Raw genomic sequence first — 21,520 nt, 5'->3', positions numbered from 1 at the left:
CATTCTAAGCCAGTCTGTGCCAAAATAGCAGGTTTGAATGGGCGTGCGCTTTGCCGCCGACAAGAATGAGATCAGCGGAGCCGTTGTCCATGCAGGATCGCAATTTTGACGATATTGCTGAAAAATTTGCGCGTAATATTTACGGCACCACCAAAGGAAAAATCCGCCAGGCGGTGGTTTGGCAGGATCTGACCGGGTTGCTGGCGCAGTTGCCGCAGCGGCCGCTGCGTATCCTCGACGCCGGGGGCGGTGAAGGCCATATGGCCTGCCAACTGGCAGAATTAGGACATCAGGTGTTGTTGTGCGATCTTTCTGGTGAGATGATCCAGCGCGCTGCGCAGCTGGCGGAGCAGAAAGGTGTGAGCCAGAACATGCAATTCGTACAAAGTTCTGCGCAGGATATTGCTCAACATTTGGAACAGCCGGTTGATCTGATATTGTTTCATGCAGTGCTTGAATGGATCGCCGAACCCGAAGCGGCGCTGGAGGCGTTGTATGACTGCCTGACGCCGGGGGGCGCGCTGTCGCTGATGTTCTTCAACGCCAACGGCCTCTTGATGCGCAACGTGGTGTTGGGTAACTTCCAACTGGTGGATCCCGAGGTCAGGCGGCGCCGCAAGCGTTCGCTGTCGCCGCAATATCCGCACGATCCGCTATTGGTCTACGGCTGGCTGGAACAGCTGGGCATGCGCATCAGCGGCAAAACCGGCGTGCGGGTGTTCCACGACTATCTGCAGAGCAGACAGCTGCAAACACAAAAATTTGAAGAGTTACTGGCGCTTGAACAGCACTATTGCCGGCAGGAGCCGTACGTGAGTTTGGGGCGCTATATTCACGTCATGGCGCATAAACCAAACCTGAAGGACGAACTATGAGTGAATTTTCCCAGACAGTACCCGAACTGGTCGCCTGGGCACGGAAAAATGATTTCTCTATTTCGCTCCCTACGGAGCGTCTCGCATTTCTGCTCGCCATCGCTACCCTGAATGGCGAACGGCTGGACGGCGAGATGAGCGAAGGTGAGCTGGTTGATGCATTTCGCCATGTCAGCAAAGGTTTTGAACAGACGCATGAAACGGTGGCGATGCGCGCCAACAATGCGATCAACGACATGGTGCGCCAGCGCCTGTTGAACCGCTTTACCAGCGAACTGGCAGACGGTAATGCGATTTACCGCCTGACGCCGTTGGGTATCGGCATTACCGATTACTATATTCGCCAACGCGAATTCTCCACGCTGCGCCTGTCGATGCAGCTGTCGATCGTGGCGCAGGAACTGAAGCGCGCCGCCGACGCCGCCGACGAAGGCGGCGACGATTTCCATTGGCACCGCAACGTGTTCGCGCCGTTGAAATATTCGGTGGCGGAAATCTTCGACAGCATCGACATGACGCAACGCGTGATGGATGAACAGCAGCAGAGTGTGAAAAACGACATCGCGGCGCTGCTGAGCAAAGACTGGCGGGCGGCGATCTCCAGCTGTGAAATGCTGTTGTCGGAAACCTCAGGCACCCTGCGCGAGCTGCAGGATACGCTGGATGCGGCGGGCGATAAGCTGCAGGCCAACCTGCTGCGCATCCAGGACGCAACCCTCGGCAACGTGGAGCTGGGCTTCGTCGACAAGCTGGTGTTCGATCTGCAGAGCAAGCTGGATCGCATCATCAGCTGGGGCCAGCAGGCGATCGACCTGTGGATCGGCTACGATCGTCACGTGCACAAATTTATCCGTACCGCTATCGATATGGATAAAAACCGCGTGTTCGCCCAACGCCTGCGCCAGTCGGTGCAAACCTATTTCGACCACCCGTGGGCGCTGACCCATGCCAATGCCGATCGTCTGCTGGACATGCGCGACGAAGAACTGGCGCTGCGCAGCGAGGAAGTGACCGGGGAACTGCCGCCGGATCTGGAGTTCGAAGAGTTCAGCGAAATTCGCGAACAGCTGGCGGCGATGATCGAAGAAGCGCTGAAGGTGTACCAGGAACAGCAGATGCCGCTCAACCTTGCAGCGGTGATGCGCGATTACCTGGCGCAATATCCGCGTGCGCGTCATTTCGACGTGGCACGTTTAGTGGTCGACCAGGCAGTGCGCCTCGGTGTGGCTGAAGCAGATTTCTCAGGGTTGCCGGCGGAATGGCAGGCAATCAATGATTACGGAGCCAAGGTCCAGGCCCATGTCATCGACAAATATTGAACAAGTAATGCCAGTCAAACTGGCCAAGGCGCTGTCCAACTCGCTGTTCCCGGCGCTGGACAGCCAACTGCGCGCGGGTCGTCACATCGGTATCGATGAGCTGGACAACCACGCCTTTTTAATGGATTTCCAGGATGAGCTGGAAGAGTTTTACAACCGTTACAGCGTCGAGCTGATTCGGGCGCCGGAAGGCTTCTTCTATTTGCGCCCGCGCTCCACCACGCTGATCCCGCGTTCGGTGCTGTCCGAGCTGGATATGATGGTCGGCAAGATCTTGTGCTACCTGTATCTCAGCCCCGAGCGCCTGGCGCATGAAGGTATCTTCAGCCATCAGGAGCTGTACGACGAGCTGCTGAGCCTGGCCGATGAGAACAAACTGTTGAAGTTCGTCAACCAGCGTTCCACCGGTTCGGATCTCGATCGGCAGAAGCTGCACGAAAAGGTGCGCACCTCGCTGAACCGCCTGCGCCGTCTCGGCATGGTCTATTTCATGGGCAATGACAGCAGCAAGTTCCGCATTACCGAGGCGGTGTTCCGCTTTGGCGCCGACGTGCGCAGCGGCGACGATCCGCGTGAAGCACAGCTGCGCATGATTCGCGACGGCGAGGCGATGCCGGTTGAAACCAGCCTGTTGCTGAACGATGAGAATGACGCTGAGGATCAGCAGGTTGATAACGCTCCTGACGGTGCAGAGGATGAACAGGAATGATTGAACGCGGTAAATTTCGCTCGCTGACGCTGGTTAACTGGAACGGCTTCTTCGCCCGCACCTTTGATCTCGATGAGTTGGTGACCACGCTGTCCGGCGGTAACGGGGCGGGGAAATCCACCACCATGGCGGCTTTCGTCACCGCATTGATTCCCGATCTGACGTTGCTGCACTTCCGTAACACCACCGAAGCGGGCGCCACCAGCGGTTCGCGTGACAAAGGCCTGCACGGCAAGCTGCGCGCCGGCGTGTGTTACTCCACCCTCGATGTCGTCAACTCGCGCCACCAGCGCGTGGTGGTTGGCGTGCGTCTGCAGCAGGTGGCGGGGCGCGATCGCAAGGTCGATATCAAGCCTTTCACCATCCAGGGCCTGCCGACTGCAGTACAGCCGACCGAGCTGCTGACCCAGACGGTGGGTGAACGCCAGGCGCGCGTGCTGTCGCTGCAAGAATTGAAAGAGCGCGTGGAAGAGATGGAGGGCGTGCAGTTCAAGCAGTTCAACTCCATCACCGATTACCACTCGCTGATGTTCGATCTGGGCGTGATCCCGAAACGCCTGCGTTCGTCCGCCGATCGCAGCAAGTTCTACCGACTGATCGAAGCGTCGCTGTATGGCGGTATCTCCAGCGCCATCACCCGCTCGCTGCGCGATTACCTGCTGCCGGAAAACAGCGGCGTGCGCAAGGCGTTCCAGGACATGGAAGCGGCGTTGCGCGAGAACCGCATGACGCTGGAGGCGATCCGCGTCACCCAGTCGGATCGCGACCTGTTCAAACATTTGATCTCCGAGGCCACCTCTTATGTGGCGGCGGACTATATGCGCCACGCCAACGAACGCCGCATCCATCTGGACGGCGCACTGGCGCTGCGCAGCGATCTGTTGGGCAGCCGCAAGCAGCTGGCCGCCGAACAGTATCGCCATGTGGAAATGGCGCGCGAGCTGAGTGAGCAGAGCGGTGCCGAATCCGATTTGGAAACCGATTACCAGGCCGCCAGCGACCACCTGAATCTGGTGCAGACGGCGATGCGTCAGCAGGAGAAGATCGAACGCTATGAAGCCGATCTGGAAGAGCTGACCTACCGTCTGGAAGAGCAGAACGAAGTGGTGGCCGAGGCGAGCGAACAGCAGGCCGAAAACGAAGCGCGCGCCGAAGCGGCCGAGCTGGAAGTGGATGAGCTGAAGAGCCAGCTGGCCGACTACCAGCAGGCGCTCGACGTGCAGCAGACCCGCGCCATTCAGTATCAGCAGGCGCTGCAGGCGTTGGAGCGCGCGCGCGCGCTGTGCCAACTGCCGGATCTGACCGCCGACAACGCCGAGCAGTGGCTGGACACTTTCCAGGCCCGCGAGCAGGAAGCGACCGAAGCACTGCTGATGCTGGAACAGAAGTTGAGCGTGGCCGACGCCGCGCACGGTCAGTTCGAACAGGCCTATCAGCTGGTGGGTAAAATCGCCGGCCAGGTCAGCCGCAGTGAAGCCTGGCAGTGCGCGCGCGAATTGCTACGCGACTGGCCTTCGCAGCAACACCTCGCCGAGCGCGTTCAGCCGCTGCGTCTGCGCCTGAGCGAACTGGAACAGCGCCTGCGCTCGCAGCAGGACGCCGAGCGCCTGCTGCAAGAGTTTTGCAAGCGCCATGGCCAAGAATACCAGCCTGACGATCTCGACATGCTGCAGCAGGAGCTGGAAGAGCGCCTGGAAGCGCTGTCGCAGAACGTCAGCGAAGCCGGCGAACGCCGCATGGAGATGCGCCAGGAGCTGGAGCAGATCCAGCAGCGCATCCGTGAGCTGACGGCGCGCGCCCCGGTGTGGCTGGCGGCGCAGGACGCCCTGGGCCAGCTCAGCGATCAGAGCGGAGAGCCGCTGGAAAACAGCCAGCAGGTGACCGAATACATGCAGCAGCTGCTGGAGCGCGAGCGCGAAACCACCGTCGAGCGCGACGAAGTGGCGGCCCGCAAGCGTGAAGTGGAAGCGCAGATCGAACGTCTCAGCCAGCCGGGCGGCGCGGAAGATCAGCGCCTGGTCACGTTGGCCGAGCGTTTCGGCGGCGTGCTGCTGTCGGAAATTTACGATGACGTTACCATCGACGACGCGCCTTACTTCTCGGCGCTGTACGGCCCTTCGCGCCACGCCATCGTGGTGCCGGATCTGTCGTTGGTGCGCGAGATGCTGGAAGGGCTGGAAGATTGCCCGGAAGATCTTTACCTGATCGAAGGGGATCCGCAGTCGTTCGATGACAGCGTGTTCGCCGTCGAAGAGCAGGACAAAGCGGTGGTGGTGAAAATCGCCGATCGCCAGTGGCGTTATTCCCGCTATCCGGAAGTGCCGCTGTTCGGCCGTGCGGCGCGCGAAAACCGCCTGGAAGTGCTGCATGCCGAGCGTGAAACGCTGGCGGAACGCTACGCCACGCTGTCGTTCGACGTGCAGAAAACCCAGCGTTCGCACCAGGCTTTCAGCCGCTTTATCGGTACCCATCTGGCGGTGGCGTTCGACGCCGACCCGGAAGCGGAGATCCGCGGCCTGAACGGCCGTCGCGGTGAGATCGAGCGCGCGCTGAACAACCACGAAGCGCAGAACCAGCAGCAGCGTCAGCAGTACGATCAGGCCAAAGAGGGCATTTCCGCGCTCAACCGCCTGATGCCGCTGGTATCGTTGCTGAACGACGAAACGCTGCAGGACCGCGTCGACGAAATCCGCGAAGAGCTGGAAGAAGCACAGGACGCCGCGCGTCATATTCAACAGCATGGCGTATCGCTGACCAAGCTGGAGCCGCTACTGTCGGTGCTGCAAAGCGATCCGCAGCAGCATGAACAGCTGCAACAGGACTACGCGCAGGCGCAAAGCGTGCAGCGTCAGGCTAAACAGCAGGCGTTCGCGTTGACTGAAGTGGTGCAGCGTCGTGCGCACTTCAGCTATACCGACTCCGCCGGTATGCAGAATGCCAACAACGATCTCAACGACAAGCTGCGTCAGCGTCTGGAGCAGGCGGAAGCCGAACGCGCCCGCGCCCGCGAGCAGCTGCGTCAGTATCAAACCCAGTTCACTCAGTACAGCCAGGTGCTGGCCTCGCTGAAAAGCTCGTACGAAGCCAAGCGCGACATGCTGAAAGAGCTGAGCCAGGAACTGGTGGACATCGGCGTGCAGGCCGACGCCAACGCCGAAGCGCGCGCGCGCCAGCGTCGCGACGAACTGCATGCGGCGCTGAGCAACAACCGCGCTCGTCGCAATCAGCTGGAGAAACAGCTAACCTTCTGCGAAGCCGAAATGGATGGCCTGCAGAAAAAACTGCGCAAGCTGGAACGCGACTATCATCAGCTGCGCGAGCAGGTGGTGACCGCCAAGGCGGGATGGTGCGCGGTGATGCGCCTGGTGAAAGACAACGGCGTGGAGCGCCGCCTGCATCGCCGCGAGTTGGCGTATATGGATGGCGACGAACTGCGTTCGATGTCGGATAAGGCGCTCGGTGCGCTGCGTCTGGCGGTAGCGGACAACGAACACCTGCGCGACGTGCTGCGCCTGTCGGAAGATCCGAAGCGCCCGGAGCGTAAAATTCAGTTCTATATCGCGGTCTACCAGCACCTGCGCGAGCGTATCCGCCAGGATATCATCCGTACCGACGATCCGGTCGAGGCCATCGAGCAGATGGAGATCGAGCTGGGCCGTCTGACCGAAGAGCTGACCGCGCGCGAGCAGAAGCTGGCGATCAGTTCGAAAAGCGTGGCCAACATCATCCGCAAAACCATTCAGCGCGAACAGAACCGCATTCGCATGCTGAACCAGGGGCTGCAGGCCGTTGCCTTCGGCCAGGTGAAGAGCGTGCGCCTGAACGTCAACGTGCGAGAAGCACACGCCACCCTGTTGGACGTGCTCTCCGAACAGCAGGAACAGCATCAGGATCTGTTCAACAGCAACCGCCTGACCTTCTCCGAAGCGTTGGCCAAGCTGTACCAGCGCCTGAATCCGCAGATCGACATGGGGCAGCGCACGCCGCAGACCATCGGCGAGGAGTTGCTCGATTACCGCAACTACCTGGAGATGGAGGTGGAGGTATATCGCGGTTCCGACGGCTGGCTGCGTGCGGAAAGTGGCGCGCTGTCTACCGGTGAAGCCATCGGTACCGGGATGTCAATCCTGGTGATGGTGGTGCAGAGCTGGGAAGAAGAATCCCGTCGTCTGCGCGGTAAAGACATCTCGCCGTGCCGCCTGCTGTTCCTCGATGAAGCGGCGCGTCTGGATGCCAAATCGATCGCCACGCTGTTCGAGCTGTGCGACCGTCTGGAGATGCAGCTTATCATCGCGGCGCCGGAAAACATCAGTCCGGAGAAGGGCACCACCTATAAACTGGTGCGTAAGGTGTTCCAGAACCACGAGCATGTACACGTGGTGGGGCTGCGCGGTTTCGCCAGCGAGCCGCCGGCGTTGGGCACTGCGCCGGTCGAAACGCCGTAACGCAAAAAAACGCCCTAAAAATCTGAAAATAGCCGCCGCAGGGTGGCTATTTTTTTGTGCGCGTGGATGATAGTCCTGCTTTTTTATCCGTTGAAAAGCGGTTAGTTTAATCACATAAACAGTTATTCGACGCCCGCAGGGCGAAACGGCCTTTCTGTTTGTATACTGAAACTATATGCAGTTTTTGACGTTTTTTTTGTGAGCATACAGGGGGCAAGGGATGGTGCTTAAAAAGGGAAACTCTCTACGACGTTTGGCGCTGAGTGGCGCTATCGCCTGTAGTCTTGTGTCGTCGTTTTCCGCATCGGCCACCGTGACGGCGTTACCGGTGGCATCAGCAGGCATGTCCGTTGCGCAGAGCCGTTCTGAACTGTTGGCCGCGCTGCCGCGCGGCATGGAACTGCATTACCTTTCCACGCTGGCACCGCTGTATGCGGCGAATCATATGCAGCCGATGTGGCAGGATCGCGAGGCCGTTCAGCAGTTTCAACAGCAGCTGGCTGAGCTGGCAATGTCCGGCGTGCAGCCGCAGTTCACCCAATGGGTGAAAATGTTGACCAATCCGGCGCTCAATGACGTAGGCCGCGATGTGGTGCTGTCCGATGCGATGCTCGGTTACCTGCAGTTCGTGTCCGCTATCGGCGCCAACGGCAACAACTGGCTGTACAGCAATATTCCCTACAAGCTTGGTTTGCCGCCTAATGCGGTGATCAACCAATGGCAGCTGGCGGTGCGCCAGGCGCGCACCCTGAGCTACGTGAACTCGCTCGCGCCGCAGCATCCGCAATACGCCAAAATGCATCAGGCGCTGCGCGACATGCTGGCGGATAATCGTCCCTGGCCGCAGGTGGGCAGCGGCCCGAGCCTGCGCCCTGGGCAAATGAGCAATGATATTCCAGCGCTGCGGGAAATCCTGACCCGCACCGGCATGCTGGCCGCCTCGGCGCCTGAAGCGGAGCCGGAGCCGGCGGTGGTTTCGGCGAAGAGCAATGAGCCGGACGACGGCGGGCTGACGGTAGACGAAGAAAAAAGCCGCGTGACGGTCAGCCCATCGGCGGCGCCGGTGACGGAACTGACGGCGGAACAGACACCGCCGCAGGTCGGCAGCGTGGTGAGCGACAACCTCTACACCAACGAGCTGGTGGAGGGCGTCAAGCGCTTCCAAAAATGGCAGGGGCTGACGGCGGACGGCGTGATTGGCGTGCGCACCCGCGAGTGGCTCAACGTGTCGCCAAAGACTCGCGCCGCGCTGCTGGCGCTGAATATCCAGCGCCTGCGAATTTTACCGGGGCATGTCAGCACCGGCATTATGGTGAATATTCCCAACTATTCGCTGACCTACTACCAGAACGGCAACGAGGTGCTCTCTTCCCGCGTTATCGTCGGGCGCCCAAGCCGCAAGACGCCGCTGATGAGCAGCGCCTTGAACAACGTGGTGGTCAACCCGCCGTGGAACGTGCCGACCACTCTGGTGCGCGAGGATATTGTGCCGAAGGCGATGCGCGACGGTAATTATTTCCAGAAACACGGCTATACCGTGCTGTCGGGCTGGAGCAACGACGCGGAAGTGATCAATCCGGCGATGATCGACTGGAGCATGGTCTCTGCACGCAATTTCCCCTATCGCGTGCGCCAGGCACCGGGCGCCACCAACTCACTGGGGCGCTTCAAGTTCAACATGCCGAGTTCAGACGCTATCTACCTGCACGATACCCCGAACCACAGCCTGTTCCAGAAAGACATTCGCGCGCTTAGCTCCGGCTGCGTGCGGGTGAACAAAGCGTCCGATTTGGCGAATATGCTGCTGCAGGATGCCGGCTGGAACAACAGCCGCGTTTCTTCCACGCTGAAAGAGGGGAATACCACTTATGTGAATATTCGCCAGCGTATTCCCGTAAAACTGTATTATCTGACCGCCTGGGTTTCGGATGACGGCCAACCGCAATTCCGCACAGATATTTACAATTATGATAATACGGTGCGATCGGGCGCACAAATTTTGGCTCAGGCCAAAAAATTAATGCAGTAAATGCAGTAATTATAAATAAATAACGGTCAGAATGTTTGGCTATACCACAGGCCCCCACAGGCGGGGGCCTGTAAACCTAGGCGTATCGCGGGTTGACTCAGCATACGCAGGCGGTTATGGTTCGGACAGTGCGCTGCTTTGTGCATTTATTTTGACATTCTTGCCGGGTTTAACAGAGTCATGGACAAAATTGATCATCACCGCCGTAAATGGCTGGCGCTAGGTGGCGCTGCTATGGGCATAGCGCTGCTCCCAGGGCAGGCGTTTGCCAGTCTTTCCACCGCTCGACCGCGTATTTTAGTGCTGAATAACCTGAATACCGGTGAATCTATTAAAGCCGAGTTCTTTGACGGCAAAGGTTACAATAAAGAAGAGTTGGTTCGGCTAAATCATCTGTTCCGCGATTATCGCGCCAACAAGGTCAAATCGATCGATCCCAGCTTGTTTGATCACCTCTACCGCCTGCAGGGGCTGCTGGGTACCAGCAAGCCGGTGCAGCTGATCTCCGGTTACCGTTCCGTAGATACCAACAATGAACTGCGCGCTCACAGCCGCGGCGTGGCCAAGCACAGCTACCACACCAAGGGCCAGGCGATGGATTTCCATATCGAAGGTATCCAATTGAGTAATATCCGTAAAGCGGCGTTAAAAATGCGCGCCGGTGGTGTAGGATATTACCCACGTAGCAACTTCGTGCACATCGATACCGGCCCGGTTCGGAACTGGTAACCGCTGTGCCCTCAGTGAATAACGCCGCTCCTTGCGGAGGCGGCGTTATTGTCGTTGGAGCCTTATGAAATACCATCTTATTCCCGTTACCGCCTTTAGCCAGAACTGCAGTCTGATCTGGTGTGAAAACACGCAACAGGCGGCGTTGGTCGATCCCGGTGGCGAAGCGGAAAAAATTAAAGCGGAAGTGGCGCAGCAGGGTGTGACAATTACGCAGATTTTGCTGACGCACGGCCATTTGGATCACGTCGGCGCGGCGGCGGAGCTGGCGGATCATTATCAGGTGCCGATTTACGGCCCGGATAAAGAGGACGCTTTTTGGCTGGACGGTTTGCCGGCGCAGAGCCGGATGTTCGGGCTGGAAGAGTGTGCGCCGCTGACGCCGACTCGCTGGCTGTCGGAAGGCGATGAGATGCGGGTGGGCGAGATGACGCTCAAGGTGCTGCATTGCCCAGGGCATACGCCGGGCCACATCGTCTTTATTAATGAACAGGCGCGTTTGGCGCTGGTGGGGGACGTGCTGTTTAACGGCGGCGTGGGGCGCAGCGACTTCCCGCGCGGTGACCATCACGCGCTGATCGCCTCTATTCGCACCAAGCTGCTGCCGCTGGGTGACGACATGCGCTTTATTCCCGGCCACGGCCCGATGTCGACCTTCGGCCACGAACGCCAGACCAACCCGTTCCTGCGTGAAGAGCCGGCGGTGTGGTAACGATTATTTCCCGGCAGAAATAATCAAGGGGCGCTTAGAGCGCCCCTTTTTTATGTCCTGATGGCCTGCGCCGACGCGCTTAGAGCACGGCGACGATGGCTTCGCACAGCGGCGCCATGTTGTCCGGCGTCATGCCGGCAACGTTAACCCGGCCCGAGTTCACGGCGTAGACGCCAAACTCTTCGCGCAGACGCAGCACCTGTTCTTTGGTCAGGCCGCTGAACGAGAACATGCCGTTCTGCTGGATGATGAAGCTGAAGTCCTGCTGTGCGCCTTTCTCCTGCAGAGTGTTCACGAACAGCTGACGCATGCGGTGAATGCGCTGACGCATATCGGTCAGCTCCTGCTCCCACATCGCACGCAGCGCGTCATTGCCCAGAATGGTGGCGACAACGGCCGCGCCGTGTGACGGCGGGTTGGAGTAGTTGGCGCGGATAGCCGCTTTCACCTGGCTAAAGGCGCGATCGGCGGTCTCGGCATCGGTAGCAACAATGGTGCAAGCGCCGACGCGCTCATTGTACAGACCGAAGTTTTTCGAGTAGGAGCTGGCGACGATCAACTCTTTATGTTTGGCGGCGAAAATACGCAGACCTTGCGCGTCTTCTTCCAGCCCGTTGGCGAAGCCCTGATAAGCGAAGTCGAACAGCGGCAGCCAGCCGTTGACGACGGAAAGCTCAGCCAACTGAGCCCACTGCTCCGCCGTCGGATCGATACCGGTCGGGTTATGGCAGCAGCCGTGGAACAGCACCACATCACCGGCCTGCGCCTGTTTCAGGCTGTTCAGCAGGCCGTCAAAGTCCAGCGCGTGGTTGGCGGCGTCGTAATAGGCGTATTCCAGCACTTCCAGGCCCACGGCGCTAAAGACGTTTTTGTGGTTCGGCCAGCTTGGGTTGCTGATCCAGATGCGTTTGGCGCTGGTCTGGTTAGCGATAAAGTCTGCCGCCACGCGCAAGCCGCCGGTGCCGCCTGGCGTCTGTGCGGTGCGCGCGCGACGATCGGCGACGATCGGGCTCTCTTTACCGAACAGCAGCTCTTGCGTGCAGCTGGCGAATGCCGGGATGCCCTCAATGCCGAGATAGTTTTTGGTGGTCTCATTTTCCAGCAGATACTGTTCAGCTTTTTTTACGCTGGTCAGCACCGGGGTTTTACCGGTTTCGTCTTTATAAACGCCAATCCCTAAATTGATTTTATTCGGGCGGGCGTCGGCGCGGAAAATGTCGGTCAGGCCCAGGATCGGGTCGGCGGGTGCGGCGGTGATTTTTTCAAACATGTCAGGTGCTTCCAAATCTCGGAGTTAAGCAGACAGAAGCATCAGGGTAACGCCAGTTACCGGCTTTGCCAACCGTTTGCGACAAAAACACCGCGATCTTGTGAAGGGGAAGAGTTAGGCAGAAAAAATGATGGGGAAGGGGGAATTGGCAGAATAAAAAGTTACCGGCTGACACAAACAAAAACAGGGCCGAAGCCCTGTTTTTTAACTTAGCCGGCAGTAAACCGCCGTTAAGCGAGACAACTTAGAACTGGTACACCAGACCAACAGCTACGATATCGTCGGTAGCGATGCCGGCTGCTTTGGTGAACGCGTTGTCATCCAGCAGGTTGATTTTGTAATCAACGTAGGTGGACATGTTTTTGTTGAAGTAGTAAGTGGTACCAACAGAAACATATTTAACCAGATCCTGGTCAGAGCCCGCGCCTGGGACGTTCATGTTCTTGCCTTTAGACTGCAGGTAAGACACTTCTGGACGCAGACCGAAGTCGAACTGGTACTGTGCGGTCACTTCGAAGTTCTGAGTTTTGCTGGCGAAACCACCGCAGCTGTTGTTCTGAGTGTCTGCACAAGAGGTAGTGCCGTCTTTCAGAGAGTTGTTACCACCGTAAGGGGTCATGTTACGGGTTTCTGCGTACATTGCCGCCAGGTAAACGTTGTTGGCGTCGTATTTCGCGCCCACGGTCCATGCGTCAGCCTTGTCGCCACGCTCGTTGGACTTGTTCTTCTGAGCATCGGTACGGTTGGAGGATGCGTATGCTGCACCTACGCTGATGCCTTCGCCGATGTCATAAGTAGAGGAGATACCCCAGCCGTCGCCGTTCTGTTTCTTGATGTCGCGACCGTCGTTCTGGTTTTTGCCCTGGTATTGCAGAGCGAAGTTCAGACCGTCAACCAGACCGAAGAAGTTGTTGTTACGATAGGTCGCAACGCCGTTGGTACGGCCGGTCATGAAGTTGTCGGTGTAGGTGTAGGTATCGCCACCGAACTCTGGCAGCATATCGGTCCAGCCTTCCACGTCGTACAGTACGCCGTAGTTACGGCCGTAGTCGAAGGAGCCGTAGTCAGCGAATTTCAGACCGGCGAAGCCCAGACGGGTTTTGGTGCCTTCGGTGCCCTGAGACTCGGAGTGGTTGGACTGAACGTTGTATTCCCACTGGCCGTAACCGGTCAGTTGGTCAGTAATTTGGGTTTCACCTTTGAAGCCAAAACGAACATAGGTCTGATCGCCGTCATTACCTTTGTCTTTGGAGAAGTAGTGCAGACCGTCAACTTTGCCGTACAGATCCAGCTTGTTGCCGTCTTTGTTGTAGATTTCAGCTGCGTTTGCTGCACCAGCAGCCAACAGAGCCGGGATAACCACTGCAAGAATGTTGCGCTTCATCATTATTACCCTCATTGGTGTTATTCGGACACCTTTGCCACTGCCGCCAATAATTCTTTGGGAACTATTGTTGATAGATTGGTGTCGTCCTGTGTCTGAACGCAGTGTTCCATTCACAGGCGGGTTAATCTAGGACGAAAATGATACCAATGTCCCAATCAGGTTGCAAAAAGAAAGTATGTGTAACTAAATGTAATTTTTAGGGAACTTTGTGACGTGCGTCAATATTAAAAAATGCGAAAGGCCAGCGATGCTGGCCTTTGTTTTGTAACGAAATCGTTTAAAAAACGTTTGATCGTATAAATTAGAAGCTTGCGTTACGTGGTGTGCGTGGGAATGGGATCACATCGCGCACGTTTTGCACGCCGGTGACATAGGCGATTAAACGTTCAAAGCCCAGGCCGAAACCAGAGTGCGGCACGGTGCCGTAGCGGCGCAGATCGCGGTACCACCAGTAGTCTTCTTTATTCAGACCCATCTCTTCCAGACGCTGATCGAGCACGTCGAGGCGTTCTTCACGCTGCGAGCCACCGATGATTTCACCGATGCCCGGTGCCAACACGTCCATGGCCGCGACGGTTTTGCCGTCTTCGTTCATACGCATATAGAAGGCTTTGATGTCTTTCGGGTAGTTTTTCACCACCACCGGCGCCTGGAAGTGTTTCTCTGCCAGGTAACGCTCATGTTCGGAAGAGAGATCGATGCCCCAGGAAACCGGGTTTTCGAAGGTTTGGCCCGATGCCAGCAGGATTTCGATGGCGTCGGTGTAGTCCACCTGGGCGAAATCGGAAGAAACGAAGCGCTCCAGACGGGCGATAGCGTCTTTATCTACGCGCTCGGCGAAGAATTTCAGGTCATCGGCGCGCTCATCCAGCACCGCCTGGAACACATACTTCAGCATGCTTTCGGCCAGGCCGGCAACGTCGTCTAGCGTAGCGAAGGCCACTTCCGGCTCGATCATCCAGAATTCCGCCAGGTGACGGCTGGTGTTGGAGTTTTCAGCGCGGAAGGTTGGGCCGAAGGTGTAAACCTTGGACAGCGCGCAGGCGTAGGTTTCGCCGTTCAGCTGGCCGGAAACGGTGAGGAAGGCTTCCTTACCGAAGAAGTCTTCGCTGAAGTCGACGGCGCCCTTGTCGGTGCGCGGCAGGTTTTCCAGATCCAGCGTGGATACGCGGAACATCTCGCCAGCGCCTTCGGTGTCGGAGGCGGTGATCAGCGGGGTGGACACCCAGAAATAGCCATTTTCATGGAAGAAGCGATGGATCGCCTGCGCCAGGGTATGACGCACGCGCGCCACGGCGCCGATCAGGTTGGTGCGCGGGCGCAGGTGGGCCACTTCGCGTAGGTATTCAATGCTGTGACGTTTGGCCGCCATCGGGTAGGTGTCCGGATCGTCGACCCAGCCGACCACTTTGATCGCGGTGGCTTGCAGTTCGAAGCTCTGGCCTTCGCCCGGTGAGGCGACAACCTTGCCGGTGACTTCAACCGAACAACCGGTCGTCAGATGCAGCACTTCATCCTGATAATTCGGCAGAGAATTATTAACGACGGCCTGTAACGGATCAAAGCAGGAACCGTCATAGACGGCCAGGAAGGAGATACCAGCTTTTGAATCTCTCCGGGTACGTACCCAGCCGCGTACGGTGACTTCACTGTCAACCGCAGCACGACCTTGCAGTACGTCGACTACAGGCACTACGCTCATAGATTTCTCTCTTTAATAATTTGGTTTAGAAATAGCTTACAACCCAAGAATATGGGGGTAATGGCTATGTTACTTGCCGCGGTGCAGAGCACAAGCAGAAATCATCGGATTGGCGCAACATTTATCGCGGCTGGCTGAAAAGAGGGCGTTCGGAAATAAAAACAAAAAAGCCGGCGCGGAAACCGGGCCGGCTTTCTTTATATAAAGAAGGATCAGCTGGCCTTCTTCACCAGCGGCAGATCGAAGGCTTTGCGCAGGGCTCTGACGAACGCCTGATCCTGGCAGATGGTCTTGCCGGGGCTGTCGGAGAGCTTAGCCACCGGCTTGCCTTTGCACTCGACCAGTTTGATCACGATATTCAACGGCTTGACGCCCGGAATATCGCAGGTCAGGCGCGTGCCGATACCGAAGCCGAGATTGATGCGTTGATAGAAGTGGCGATAGAGCGCCAGCGCTTTTTCCAGATCCAGGTTGTCCGAGAACACCAGCGTTTTGCTCATCGGATCGATGCCCAGCTTCTGGTAGTGGGCAATGGCTTTTTCACCCCACTCGACGGGATCGCCCGAATCGTGGCGCAGCCCCTGATAACGCTCGGCGAACTGCGGGCCGAAGTCGCGCAGGAAGGCGTCCATGGTGATGCAATCGGTGAGCGCGATGCCCAGCTGGTCCGGGTATTCATCCAACCAGGCTTGCAATGCGGCGCGCTGGCTGTTGGCCAGTACCGGGCTTATCTGCTGATGTGCCTGGAACCACTCGTGCGCCTGGGTACCGACCGGCGCCAGACCGAGTTGGTGCGCCAAATCGTAATTGCTGGTGCCCGACAGATAGGGGAACTCGGCCTGCAAGGTGCTGACGATGGCCTGCTGCACGCCCTGAGAGAAACGGCGACGGGTGCCGAAGTCCATCAGCTTGAAACGCGAGAGATCCAGGTCGCCCGCCAGCGTTTTGAACTGCGCCAGTTTGGTTTGCAGGTGCGCCACCGCCTGTTCCGGCGTCGCCAGTGGAGAGCGCCGGCGGTGCACCACTTCGCTGATCACCGCCAGCAGCGGCACTTCCCACATGATCACTTCGCGCCATGGCCCGGCGATGCGGATTTGCAGCCTGCCGTCGCGGTTGTCGATAGACACCTGCTGCGGATCATAGCGGAAGGTGCGCAGCCAGTTCAGGTAATCCTGGCGGAAAAAGGGCAGGCCCGAGAGGTAAGCGAATTCGGCATCGGTCAGCGCCAACTGACTCATCAGCGCCACCTGCGCGCGGATCTCGTCGGCATATTCGCCCAGCAGTTCGTCGCCGCGGCAGCGGAATTCCGCCGCCACGCTGATCGCGGGATAGCGATGGAACACTGCTTGCTGCATATGAAGCTTGTAAGCGTCGGTATCAAGCAGTGATGTCAAAATCGGGGAAGCGTATTGAGTCATAGCGCGTTACAGCATCCTCGTCAGGCGCGTGTCCAAATCCGGATAATCATAAAAGTGGGGGTGGAGTATACCCGGATTATCCTGTTATTGAAGCTGCATCACACCATAAATCACCAAAGCGGGTCGAGGATTAAACGTGCCTTTATGGCGGCCTGGCGGCGGCGGGGCGACAAAAAAGTCAGATATGCCTGTAAGGTGAATGACTTAGCCTAATTAGTCATAAAAATTATAATGTTAATTATTTTAAACAGCAAATCAGATAAACCCGGCCAGGGTATGCACGCTGACCCGATCCTTGCCGTTCTTTTTGCAGAAATAGAGCGCTTCGTCTGCCTGCTTGATCGCCGCCTGAAGCGCGCTGAACGCGCTGACCGGCGCAATGCCGCAACTGGTGGTGAAACGCACCTGCCGTCCGTCGGCCAGATTTAACGTCAGTCCATGGGTGCGCGCGCGCAACTGTTCCATGATGTCCCGCGCATTGTCCAACGAACAGCTGCCCAGCAGCACCGCAAACTCTTCGCCGCCGTAGCGGCAGAAAATGTCGCTGGCGCGGAACGCGCGCTGCAACAAGTGGCCGAACTCCACCAGCACCCGATCCCCGACGTCGTGGCCATAGCAGTCGTTGAGCTGTTTGAAATTGTCGATATCGATCAGGCAAAAGGCCTGCGGATAGCTGCCGGTGCCCAATAGCTGACATTCGAGGAAGAATTTACGGCGGTTATAAATGTTAGTGAGCGGATCGAGGAAGGAAGAGGCCTCGAGCTCTTTAATCAGCAGCTGTTTCTCGCTCTCCAGCGAGACCTTGTCCAGCTGATATTGTCTGAGTTGCTGAATGGCGTCGCTGATGGCGATCAGCTCCCGGCTGTAGAAAGCCTCATTGCGATCGATATTCATCTCGCCGCGCGACAATCGCACGATATTGTTGTGGGTCTTGGTCAACCAGCGGTTGATGCTGGTGCAAAATACCAGCGCCGGCAAGATAAACAGCAGCACCACCAGACCGGCCAGCGCGATCATGCCGTAAATGGTGGTCTGGCTGTCATAAATTTTGTGACGCGAAGCGACGGTTTCCAGCTCGAAACTGCGTTGATACAGCGCCTGCGAAAGCCCGCTCAGCTCGTCGACATAATGCGAAATAAGCGCCGCGGGATAGGGTTTTTGGGTATTGATGGCGGTATACAGTCCATCGGTAATCTGCTTGAGGCGCTCGGCGGACACCTCGGTGAGCAATTGGTTGACGAGGTCGGTGGTTTGCACGTCGTCGTAGTTGATCTTCATGAAGATCAATCGGGTGCTCAGCGCGTTCAGTACGCCGGTCAGCTGGATGGACTTCAGGTAGGCGTCTTTGCGATCGAGCGGGCTGACATTGACGTCGATAATCTGATCGCTTAACTCCGTCAGTGACATATTCAGCCGATTGTTGAGGCGGATGGCCTCGAGAAACATAAAGGAATCGGTATCCACCATCCGGGTATCGTAGGTGTAGCGATAATAGCTCTTGCTGGTTTGCGAGATGTAATAGGCGCTGTTGATGTTGAACAGATTGGCGTTGGCGTTGTTGACCTGCGAAAGCTGCAGATTGTCGTTATCCAGCAGCTGTTCCAGCAGGCCGATCATCGACAGCGCGGCGATTTTTTGCCGCACCCCGAGCTGTTTGGCGACCGCATCGTTCAGGTGTTCGCGGATCCGGGCGATTTTCTCGCGTGCTGCCCGATCGGCGGCCAGACATTGCGCGCGGGTGATTTGCGGATCGATCAGGCTCAATCGCTTGAGGCGGTGGGCCTGCAGAGATGCCTGAAAGGCCTCGGAGATTTCTTTGGCGCGATCGATCTTATACAGGTTGAGCTGGTTATCACGGTATTCGGTATGGGCTTCGAGCAGCTCCTCGACAATGAACAGCGAGAAGGAAGTCATCAGGCACAGGGTGAAAAAATAGATTGCGTATTTAATCTTCATAATGCGAGCCATCCCTGAACCTGATTCGGCAATTATACCATCATGCCGCCAGCACCGCCTTAACTATGCCGGGGCGCACCGATGGCCTCTTTTTAGCATTTAATGCTGAATTTTATTTAGCCACTGGTCACCCACTCCTGCGCCCGGCGGGCGATTTATGACTTGCTTCTGATTTCTCTATCGCGAACGCCCGGCGACTCTGGGCTTTTCAGCTAGCTGTGATACAGTTTATTCACAATCAGGTCCGCCGGGCGCCGCAGGTGAATATACCGGCTGCGGCGCGGTTGAGAAGAGCGGCTTGGCTCCTATAACTCACTGAGACGTTTAAGGGTTTTTATGACACAACAGCCACAGGCAAAATATCGCCACGATTATCGCGCGCCCGATTACAGCACGACCGATATCGACTTGGACTTCAGTCTGGACGCGGAAAACACGCGCGTGACCGCCGTCAGCAAAATCAAACGTCAGGGCGCGGCCGGCGCACCGTTGGTGCTGGATGGCGAGGATCTGACGCTGGTGAGCATTGAGGTCGACGGCCAACCGTGGGGCGCCTATCGTCAGCAGGATAACCAGCTGATCATCGAGGATTTGCCGGCACAATTCACTCTTACCATCGTCAACGATATTCATCCGGCGAAAAACACCGCGCTGGAAGGGCTGTACCTGTCCGGCGATGCGCTGTGCACGCAGTGCGAAGCCGAAGGCTTCCACCATATTACCTACTATCAGGATCGCCCGGACGTGCTGGCGCGTTTTACCACCCGCATCGTGGCCGACAAGGCGCGCTATCCGTTCCTGCTGTCCAACGGCAACCGCATCGGCCAGGGCGAATTGGCCGATGGCCGCCACTGGGTGCAATGGCAGGATCCGTTCCCGAAACCTTGTTACCTGTTTGCGCTGGTGGCGGGGGATTTCGACGTACTGCGCGACAGCTTCACCACCCGTTCCGGCCGTAAGGTGGCGCTGGAGCTGTTCGTCGATCGCGGCAACCTGGATCGCGCCGATTGGGCGATGACCTCGCTGAAGAACTCGATGAAGTGGGACGAGACCCGCTTCGGCCTGGAATACGATCTCGACATCTATATGATCGTGGCGGTCGACTTCTTCAATATGGGCGCGATGGAGAACAAAGGGTTAAATATCTTTAACTCCAAGTATGTGCTGGCCAAGGCGGAAACCGCCACCGACAAGGATTATCTGAACATCGAAGCGGTGATCGGCCATGAATACTTCCACAACTGGACTGGCAACCGCGTCACCTGCCGCGACTGGTTCCAGCTCAGCCTGAAAGAGGGGCTGACGGTGTTCCGCGATCAGGAGTTCAGTTCCGATCTGGGATCACGCTCGGTCAACCGCATCGACAACGTGCGCGTGATGCGCGGCGCACAGTTCGCCGAAGACGCGAGCCCGATGGCGCACGCCATTCGTCCGGACAAAGTGATCGAAATGAACAACTTCTACACCCTGACGGTGTATGAAAAGGGTTCCGAAGTGATCCGCATGATGCACACCCTGTTGGGAGAAGCGAATTTCCAGAAAGGGATGCAGCTCTATTTTGAGCGCCACGACGGCAGCGCCGCCACCTGCGACGACTTCGTGCAGGCGATGGAGGATGCATCCAACGTCGATCTGTCGCGCTTCCGCCGTTGGTATAGCCAGTCCGGTACGCCGCTGTTGACGGTGCGCGACGAGTACGACGCACAAACCCAACAATATCGCCTGCATGTCAGCCAGAAAACCGCGCCGACCGCCGATCAGCCGGAGAAGCTGCCGCTGCATATCCCGCTGGATATCGAATTGTACGACAGCGAAGGCAACGTCATTGCGCTGCAGAAGGGCGGTCTGCCGGTCAACAACGTGCTGAACGTCACCGAAGCGGAGCAGACTTTCGTGTTCGACGGCGTGGCGCACAAGCCGGTGCCGTCGCTGCTGCGCGAATTCTCCGCGCCGGTGAAGCTGGACTATCCGTACAGCGATCAGCAGCTGACCTTCCTGATGCAGCACGCGCGCAATGAATTTGCGCGTTGGGATGCGGCGCAGAGCCTGCTCGCGACCTATATCAAGCTGAACGTGGCGCGGCACCAGCAGAAACAGCCGTTGTCGCTGCCGCTACATGTGGCCGACGCGTTCCGCGCGGTGTTGCTGGACGAGAAGTTGGATCCGGCGCTGGCGGCGCAGATCCTGACGCTGCCGTCGGAGAACGAGATCGCCGAGCTGTTCGCTACCATCGATCCGGAAGCGATCGCTGCAGTGCACGAAGCGATCGTTCGCTGCCTGGCGCGGGAACTGGCCGATGAGTGGCTGGCGGTGTACCACGCCAACAAGACCGACGGCTACCGCGTGGAGCACGCCGAGATCGCCAAGCGCGCCTTGCGCAATGTTTGTCTGGGCTATCTGGCGTTTGGCGAAGATGCGGCGCTGGCGGATCAGCTGGTGAGCGAACAGTATCGTCAGGCGGATAACATGACCGACTCGCTGGCGGCGCTGTCCGCCGCGGTCGCGGCCCAGTTGCCGTGCCGCGATGCGCTGTTGGCGGCGTTCGACGAACGCTGGCATCAGGATGGTCTGGTGATGGACAAATGGTTCGTGCTGCAGGGCGGCAGCCCGTCGGCGGACGTGCTGAGCAAGGTGCGTGCGCTGCTGCAACACCGCTCGTTCAGCCTGAGCAACCCGAACCGCACTCGTTCATTGATCGGCGGTTTCGCTTCCGGCAACCCGGCGGCGTTCCACGCTGCGGACGGCAGCGGCTATCAGTTCCTGGCGGAGATCCTGAGCGATCTCAACCAGCGCAACCCGCAGATCGCCGCGCGTCTGATCGAACCGCTGATTCGCTTGAAGCGTTACGATGCCGGCCGCCAGGCGCTGATGCGTAAGGCGCTGGAACAGCTGAAAGGGTTGGAAAACCTGTCCGGCGATCTGTACGAGAAGATCAGCAAGGCGCTCGACGCCTGATTTTTTCGCGCTAG

General features: G+C 58.0%; 13 protein-coding genes. 8 read left to right on the top strand and 5 right to left on the bottom strand.

The window, feature by feature from the left end; genetic code table 11:
• Positions 1 to 89 precede the first annotated feature (89 nt).
• The 7 genes from cmoM (at position 90) to ACRAWE_RS11265 (ending at position 10,818) form a co-directional block, all read left to right on the top strand.
• Positions 90 to 875, top strand: coding sequence for a tRNA uridine 5-oxyacetic acid(34) methyltransferase CmoM (cmoM, locus tag ACRAWE_RS11295; protein ID WP_019454532.1), 786 nt, complete (start codon positions 90 to 92; stop codon positions 873 to 875).
• Positions 872 to 2,194, top strand: a complete 1,323-nt coding sequence (gene mukF, locus ACRAWE_RS11290) for a chromosome partition protein MukF (RefSeq protein WP_004928228.1) — start codon at positions 872 to 874, stop codon at positions 2,192 to 2,194. The genes cmoM and mukF overlap by 4 nt, the downstream gene beginning before the upstream one ends.
• Positions 2,175 to 2,903: a chromosome partition protein MukE gene (gene mukE / locus ACRAWE_RS11285; RefSeq protein WP_025159676.1), complete on the top strand. Its 729-nt coding sequence runs from the start codon at positions 2,175 to 2,177 to the stop codon at positions 2,901 to 2,903. Before mukF ends, mukE begins: the two co-directional genes overlap by 20 nt.
• On the top strand, positions 2,900 to 7,348 hold the full coding sequence (gene mukB / locus ACRAWE_RS11280; RefSeq protein WP_019454530.1) for a chromosome partition protein MukB: 4,449 nt from the start codon (positions 2,900 to 2,902) through the stop codon (positions 7,346 to 7,348). Before mukE ends, mukB begins: the two co-directional genes overlap by 4 nt.
• 220 nt (positions 7,349 to 7,568) lie before the next feature.
• Positions 7,569 to 9,377 (top strand): L,D-transpeptidase, encoded by a 1,809-nt coding sequence (ldtD, locus tag ACRAWE_RS11275; protein WP_025159675.1) that lies wholly within the window; start codon positions 7,569 to 7,571, stop codon positions 9,375 to 9,377.
• Between the two features lie 180 nt (positions 9,378 to 9,557).
• On the top strand, positions 9,558 to 10,106 hold the full coding sequence (locus ACRAWE_RS11270; RefSeq protein WP_025159674.1) for a YcbK family protein: 549 nt from the start codon (positions 9,558 to 9,560) through the stop codon (positions 10,104 to 10,106).
• Positions 10,107 to 10,170: 64 nt separating this feature from the next.
• Positions 10,171 to 10,818, top strand: coding sequence for an MBL fold metallo-hydrolase (locus tag ACRAWE_RS11265; RefSeq protein WP_432525354.1), 648 nt, complete (start codon positions 10,171 to 10,173; stop codon positions 10,816 to 10,818).
• 79 nt (positions 10,819 to 10,897) lie between these two features.
• On the opposite strand, the gene ACRAWE_RS11260 is transcribed toward ACRAWE_RS11265, so the two are convergent.
• From ACRAWE_RS11260 to ACRAWE_RS11240, 5 genes are all read right to left on the bottom strand, one after another.
• Positions 10,898 to 12,088: an amino acid aminotransferase gene (locus ACRAWE_RS11260; RefSeq protein ID WP_432525353.1), complete on the bottom strand. Its 1,191-nt coding sequence runs from the start codon at positions 12,086 to 12,088 to the stop codon at positions 10,898 to 10,900.
• Positions 12,089 to 12,332: 244 nt separating this feature from the next.
• Positions 12,333 to 13,475, bottom strand: a complete 1,143-nt coding sequence (gene ompC / locus ACRAWE_RS11255) for a porin OmpC (RefSeq protein WP_063919135.1) — start codon at positions 13,473 to 13,475, stop codon at positions 12,333 to 12,335.
• Between the two features lie 301 nt (positions 13,476 to 13,776).
• Positions 13,777 to 15,177 (bottom strand): asparagine--tRNA ligase, encoded by a 1,401-nt coding sequence (gene asnS / locus ACRAWE_RS11250; protein ID WP_004928205.1) that lies wholly within the window; start codon positions 15,175 to 15,177, stop codon positions 13,777 to 13,779.
• A gap of 212 nt (positions 15,178 to 15,389) precedes the next feature.
• The gene (gene pncB / locus ACRAWE_RS11245) at positions 15,390 to 16,595 is read right to left on the bottom strand and encodes a nicotinate phosphoribosyltransferase (protein WP_025159673.1); all 1,206 of its coding nucleotides are present in this window, start codon (positions 16,593 to 16,595) and stop codon (positions 15,390 to 15,392) included.
• 255 nt (positions 16,596 to 16,850) lie between these two features.
• Positions 16,851 to 18,551 (bottom strand): GGDEF domain-containing protein, encoded by a 1,701-nt coding sequence (locus tag ACRAWE_RS11240; protein WP_063919598.1) that lies wholly within the window; start codon positions 18,549 to 18,551, stop codon positions 16,851 to 16,853.
• A gap of 336 nt (positions 18,552 to 18,887) precedes the next feature.
• Here ACRAWE_RS11240 and pepN point away from each other — a divergent pair, with 336 nt between their 5' ends.
• Positions 18,888 to 21,506 (top strand): aminopeptidase N, encoded by a 2,619-nt coding sequence (gene pepN, locus ACRAWE_RS11235; RefSeq protein ID WP_432525352.1) that lies wholly within the window; start codon positions 18,888 to 18,890, stop codon positions 21,504 to 21,506.
• The last annotated feature ends 14 nt before the right edge of the window (positions 21,507 to 21,520 follow it).

The organism is Serratia sp. BFP-2025 (genome assembly GCF_050880365.1).
GTDB classification, from domain to species: domain Bacteria; phylum Pseudomonadota; class Gammaproteobacteria; order Enterobacterales; family Enterobacteriaceae; genus Serratia; species Serratia surfactantfaciens.
The sequence above is the reverse complement of the archived record's forward strand: the minus strand, read 5'-3'. Positions and strand labels throughout refer to the sequence as shown.

Bases quoted from the DNA above. Each gene is read 5' to 3' on its own strand.
- ldtD (WP_025159675.1), top strand. From the start codon at position 7,569: ATGGTGCTTAAAAAGGGAAACTCTCTACGACGTTTGGCGCTGAGTGGC.
- pepN (WP_432525352.1), top strand. From the start codon at position 18,888: ATGACACAACAGCCACAGGCAAAATATCGCCACGATTATCGCGCGCCC.
- ACRAWE_RS11240 (WP_063919598.1), bottom strand. From the start codon at position 18,551: ATGAAGATTAAATACGCAATCTATTTTTTCACCCTGTGCCTGATGACT.
- cmoM (WP_019454532.1), top strand. From the start codon at position 90: ATGCAGGATCGCAATTTTGACGATATTGCTGAAAAATTTGCGCGTAAT.
- mukB (WP_019454530.1), top strand. From the start codon at position 2,900: ATGATTGAACGCGGTAAATTTCGCTCGCTGACGCTGGTTAACTGGAAC.
- ACRAWE_RS11270 (WP_025159674.1), top strand. From the start codon at position 9,558: ATGGACAAAATTGATCATCACCGCCGTAAATGGCTGGCGCTAGGTGGC.
- mukE (WP_025159676.1), top strand. From the start codon at position 2,175: ATGTCATCGACAAATATTGAACAAGTAATGCCAGTCAAACTGGCCAAG.
- mukF (WP_004928228.1), top strand. From the start codon at position 872: ATGAGTGAATTTTCCCAGACAGTACCCGAACTGGTCGCCTGGGCACGG.
- ACRAWE_RS11260 (WP_432525353.1), bottom strand. From the start codon at position 12,088: ATGTTTGAAAAAATCACCGCCGCACCCGCCGACCCGATCCTGGGCCTG.
- ompC (WP_063919135.1), bottom strand. From the start codon at position 13,475: ATGATGAAGCGCAACATTCTTGCAGTGGTTATCCCGGCTCTGTTGGCT.
- asnS (WP_004928205.1), bottom strand. From the start codon at position 15,177: ATGAGCGTAGTGCCTGTAGTCGACGTACTGCAAGGTCGTGCTGCGGTT.
- pncB (WP_025159673.1), bottom strand. From the start codon at position 16,595: ATGACTCAATACGCTTCCCCGATTTTGACATCACTGCTTGATACCGAC.
- ACRAWE_RS11265 (WP_432525354.1), top strand. From the start codon at position 10,171: ATGAAATACCATCTTATTCCCGTTACCGCCTTTAGCCAGAACTGCAGT.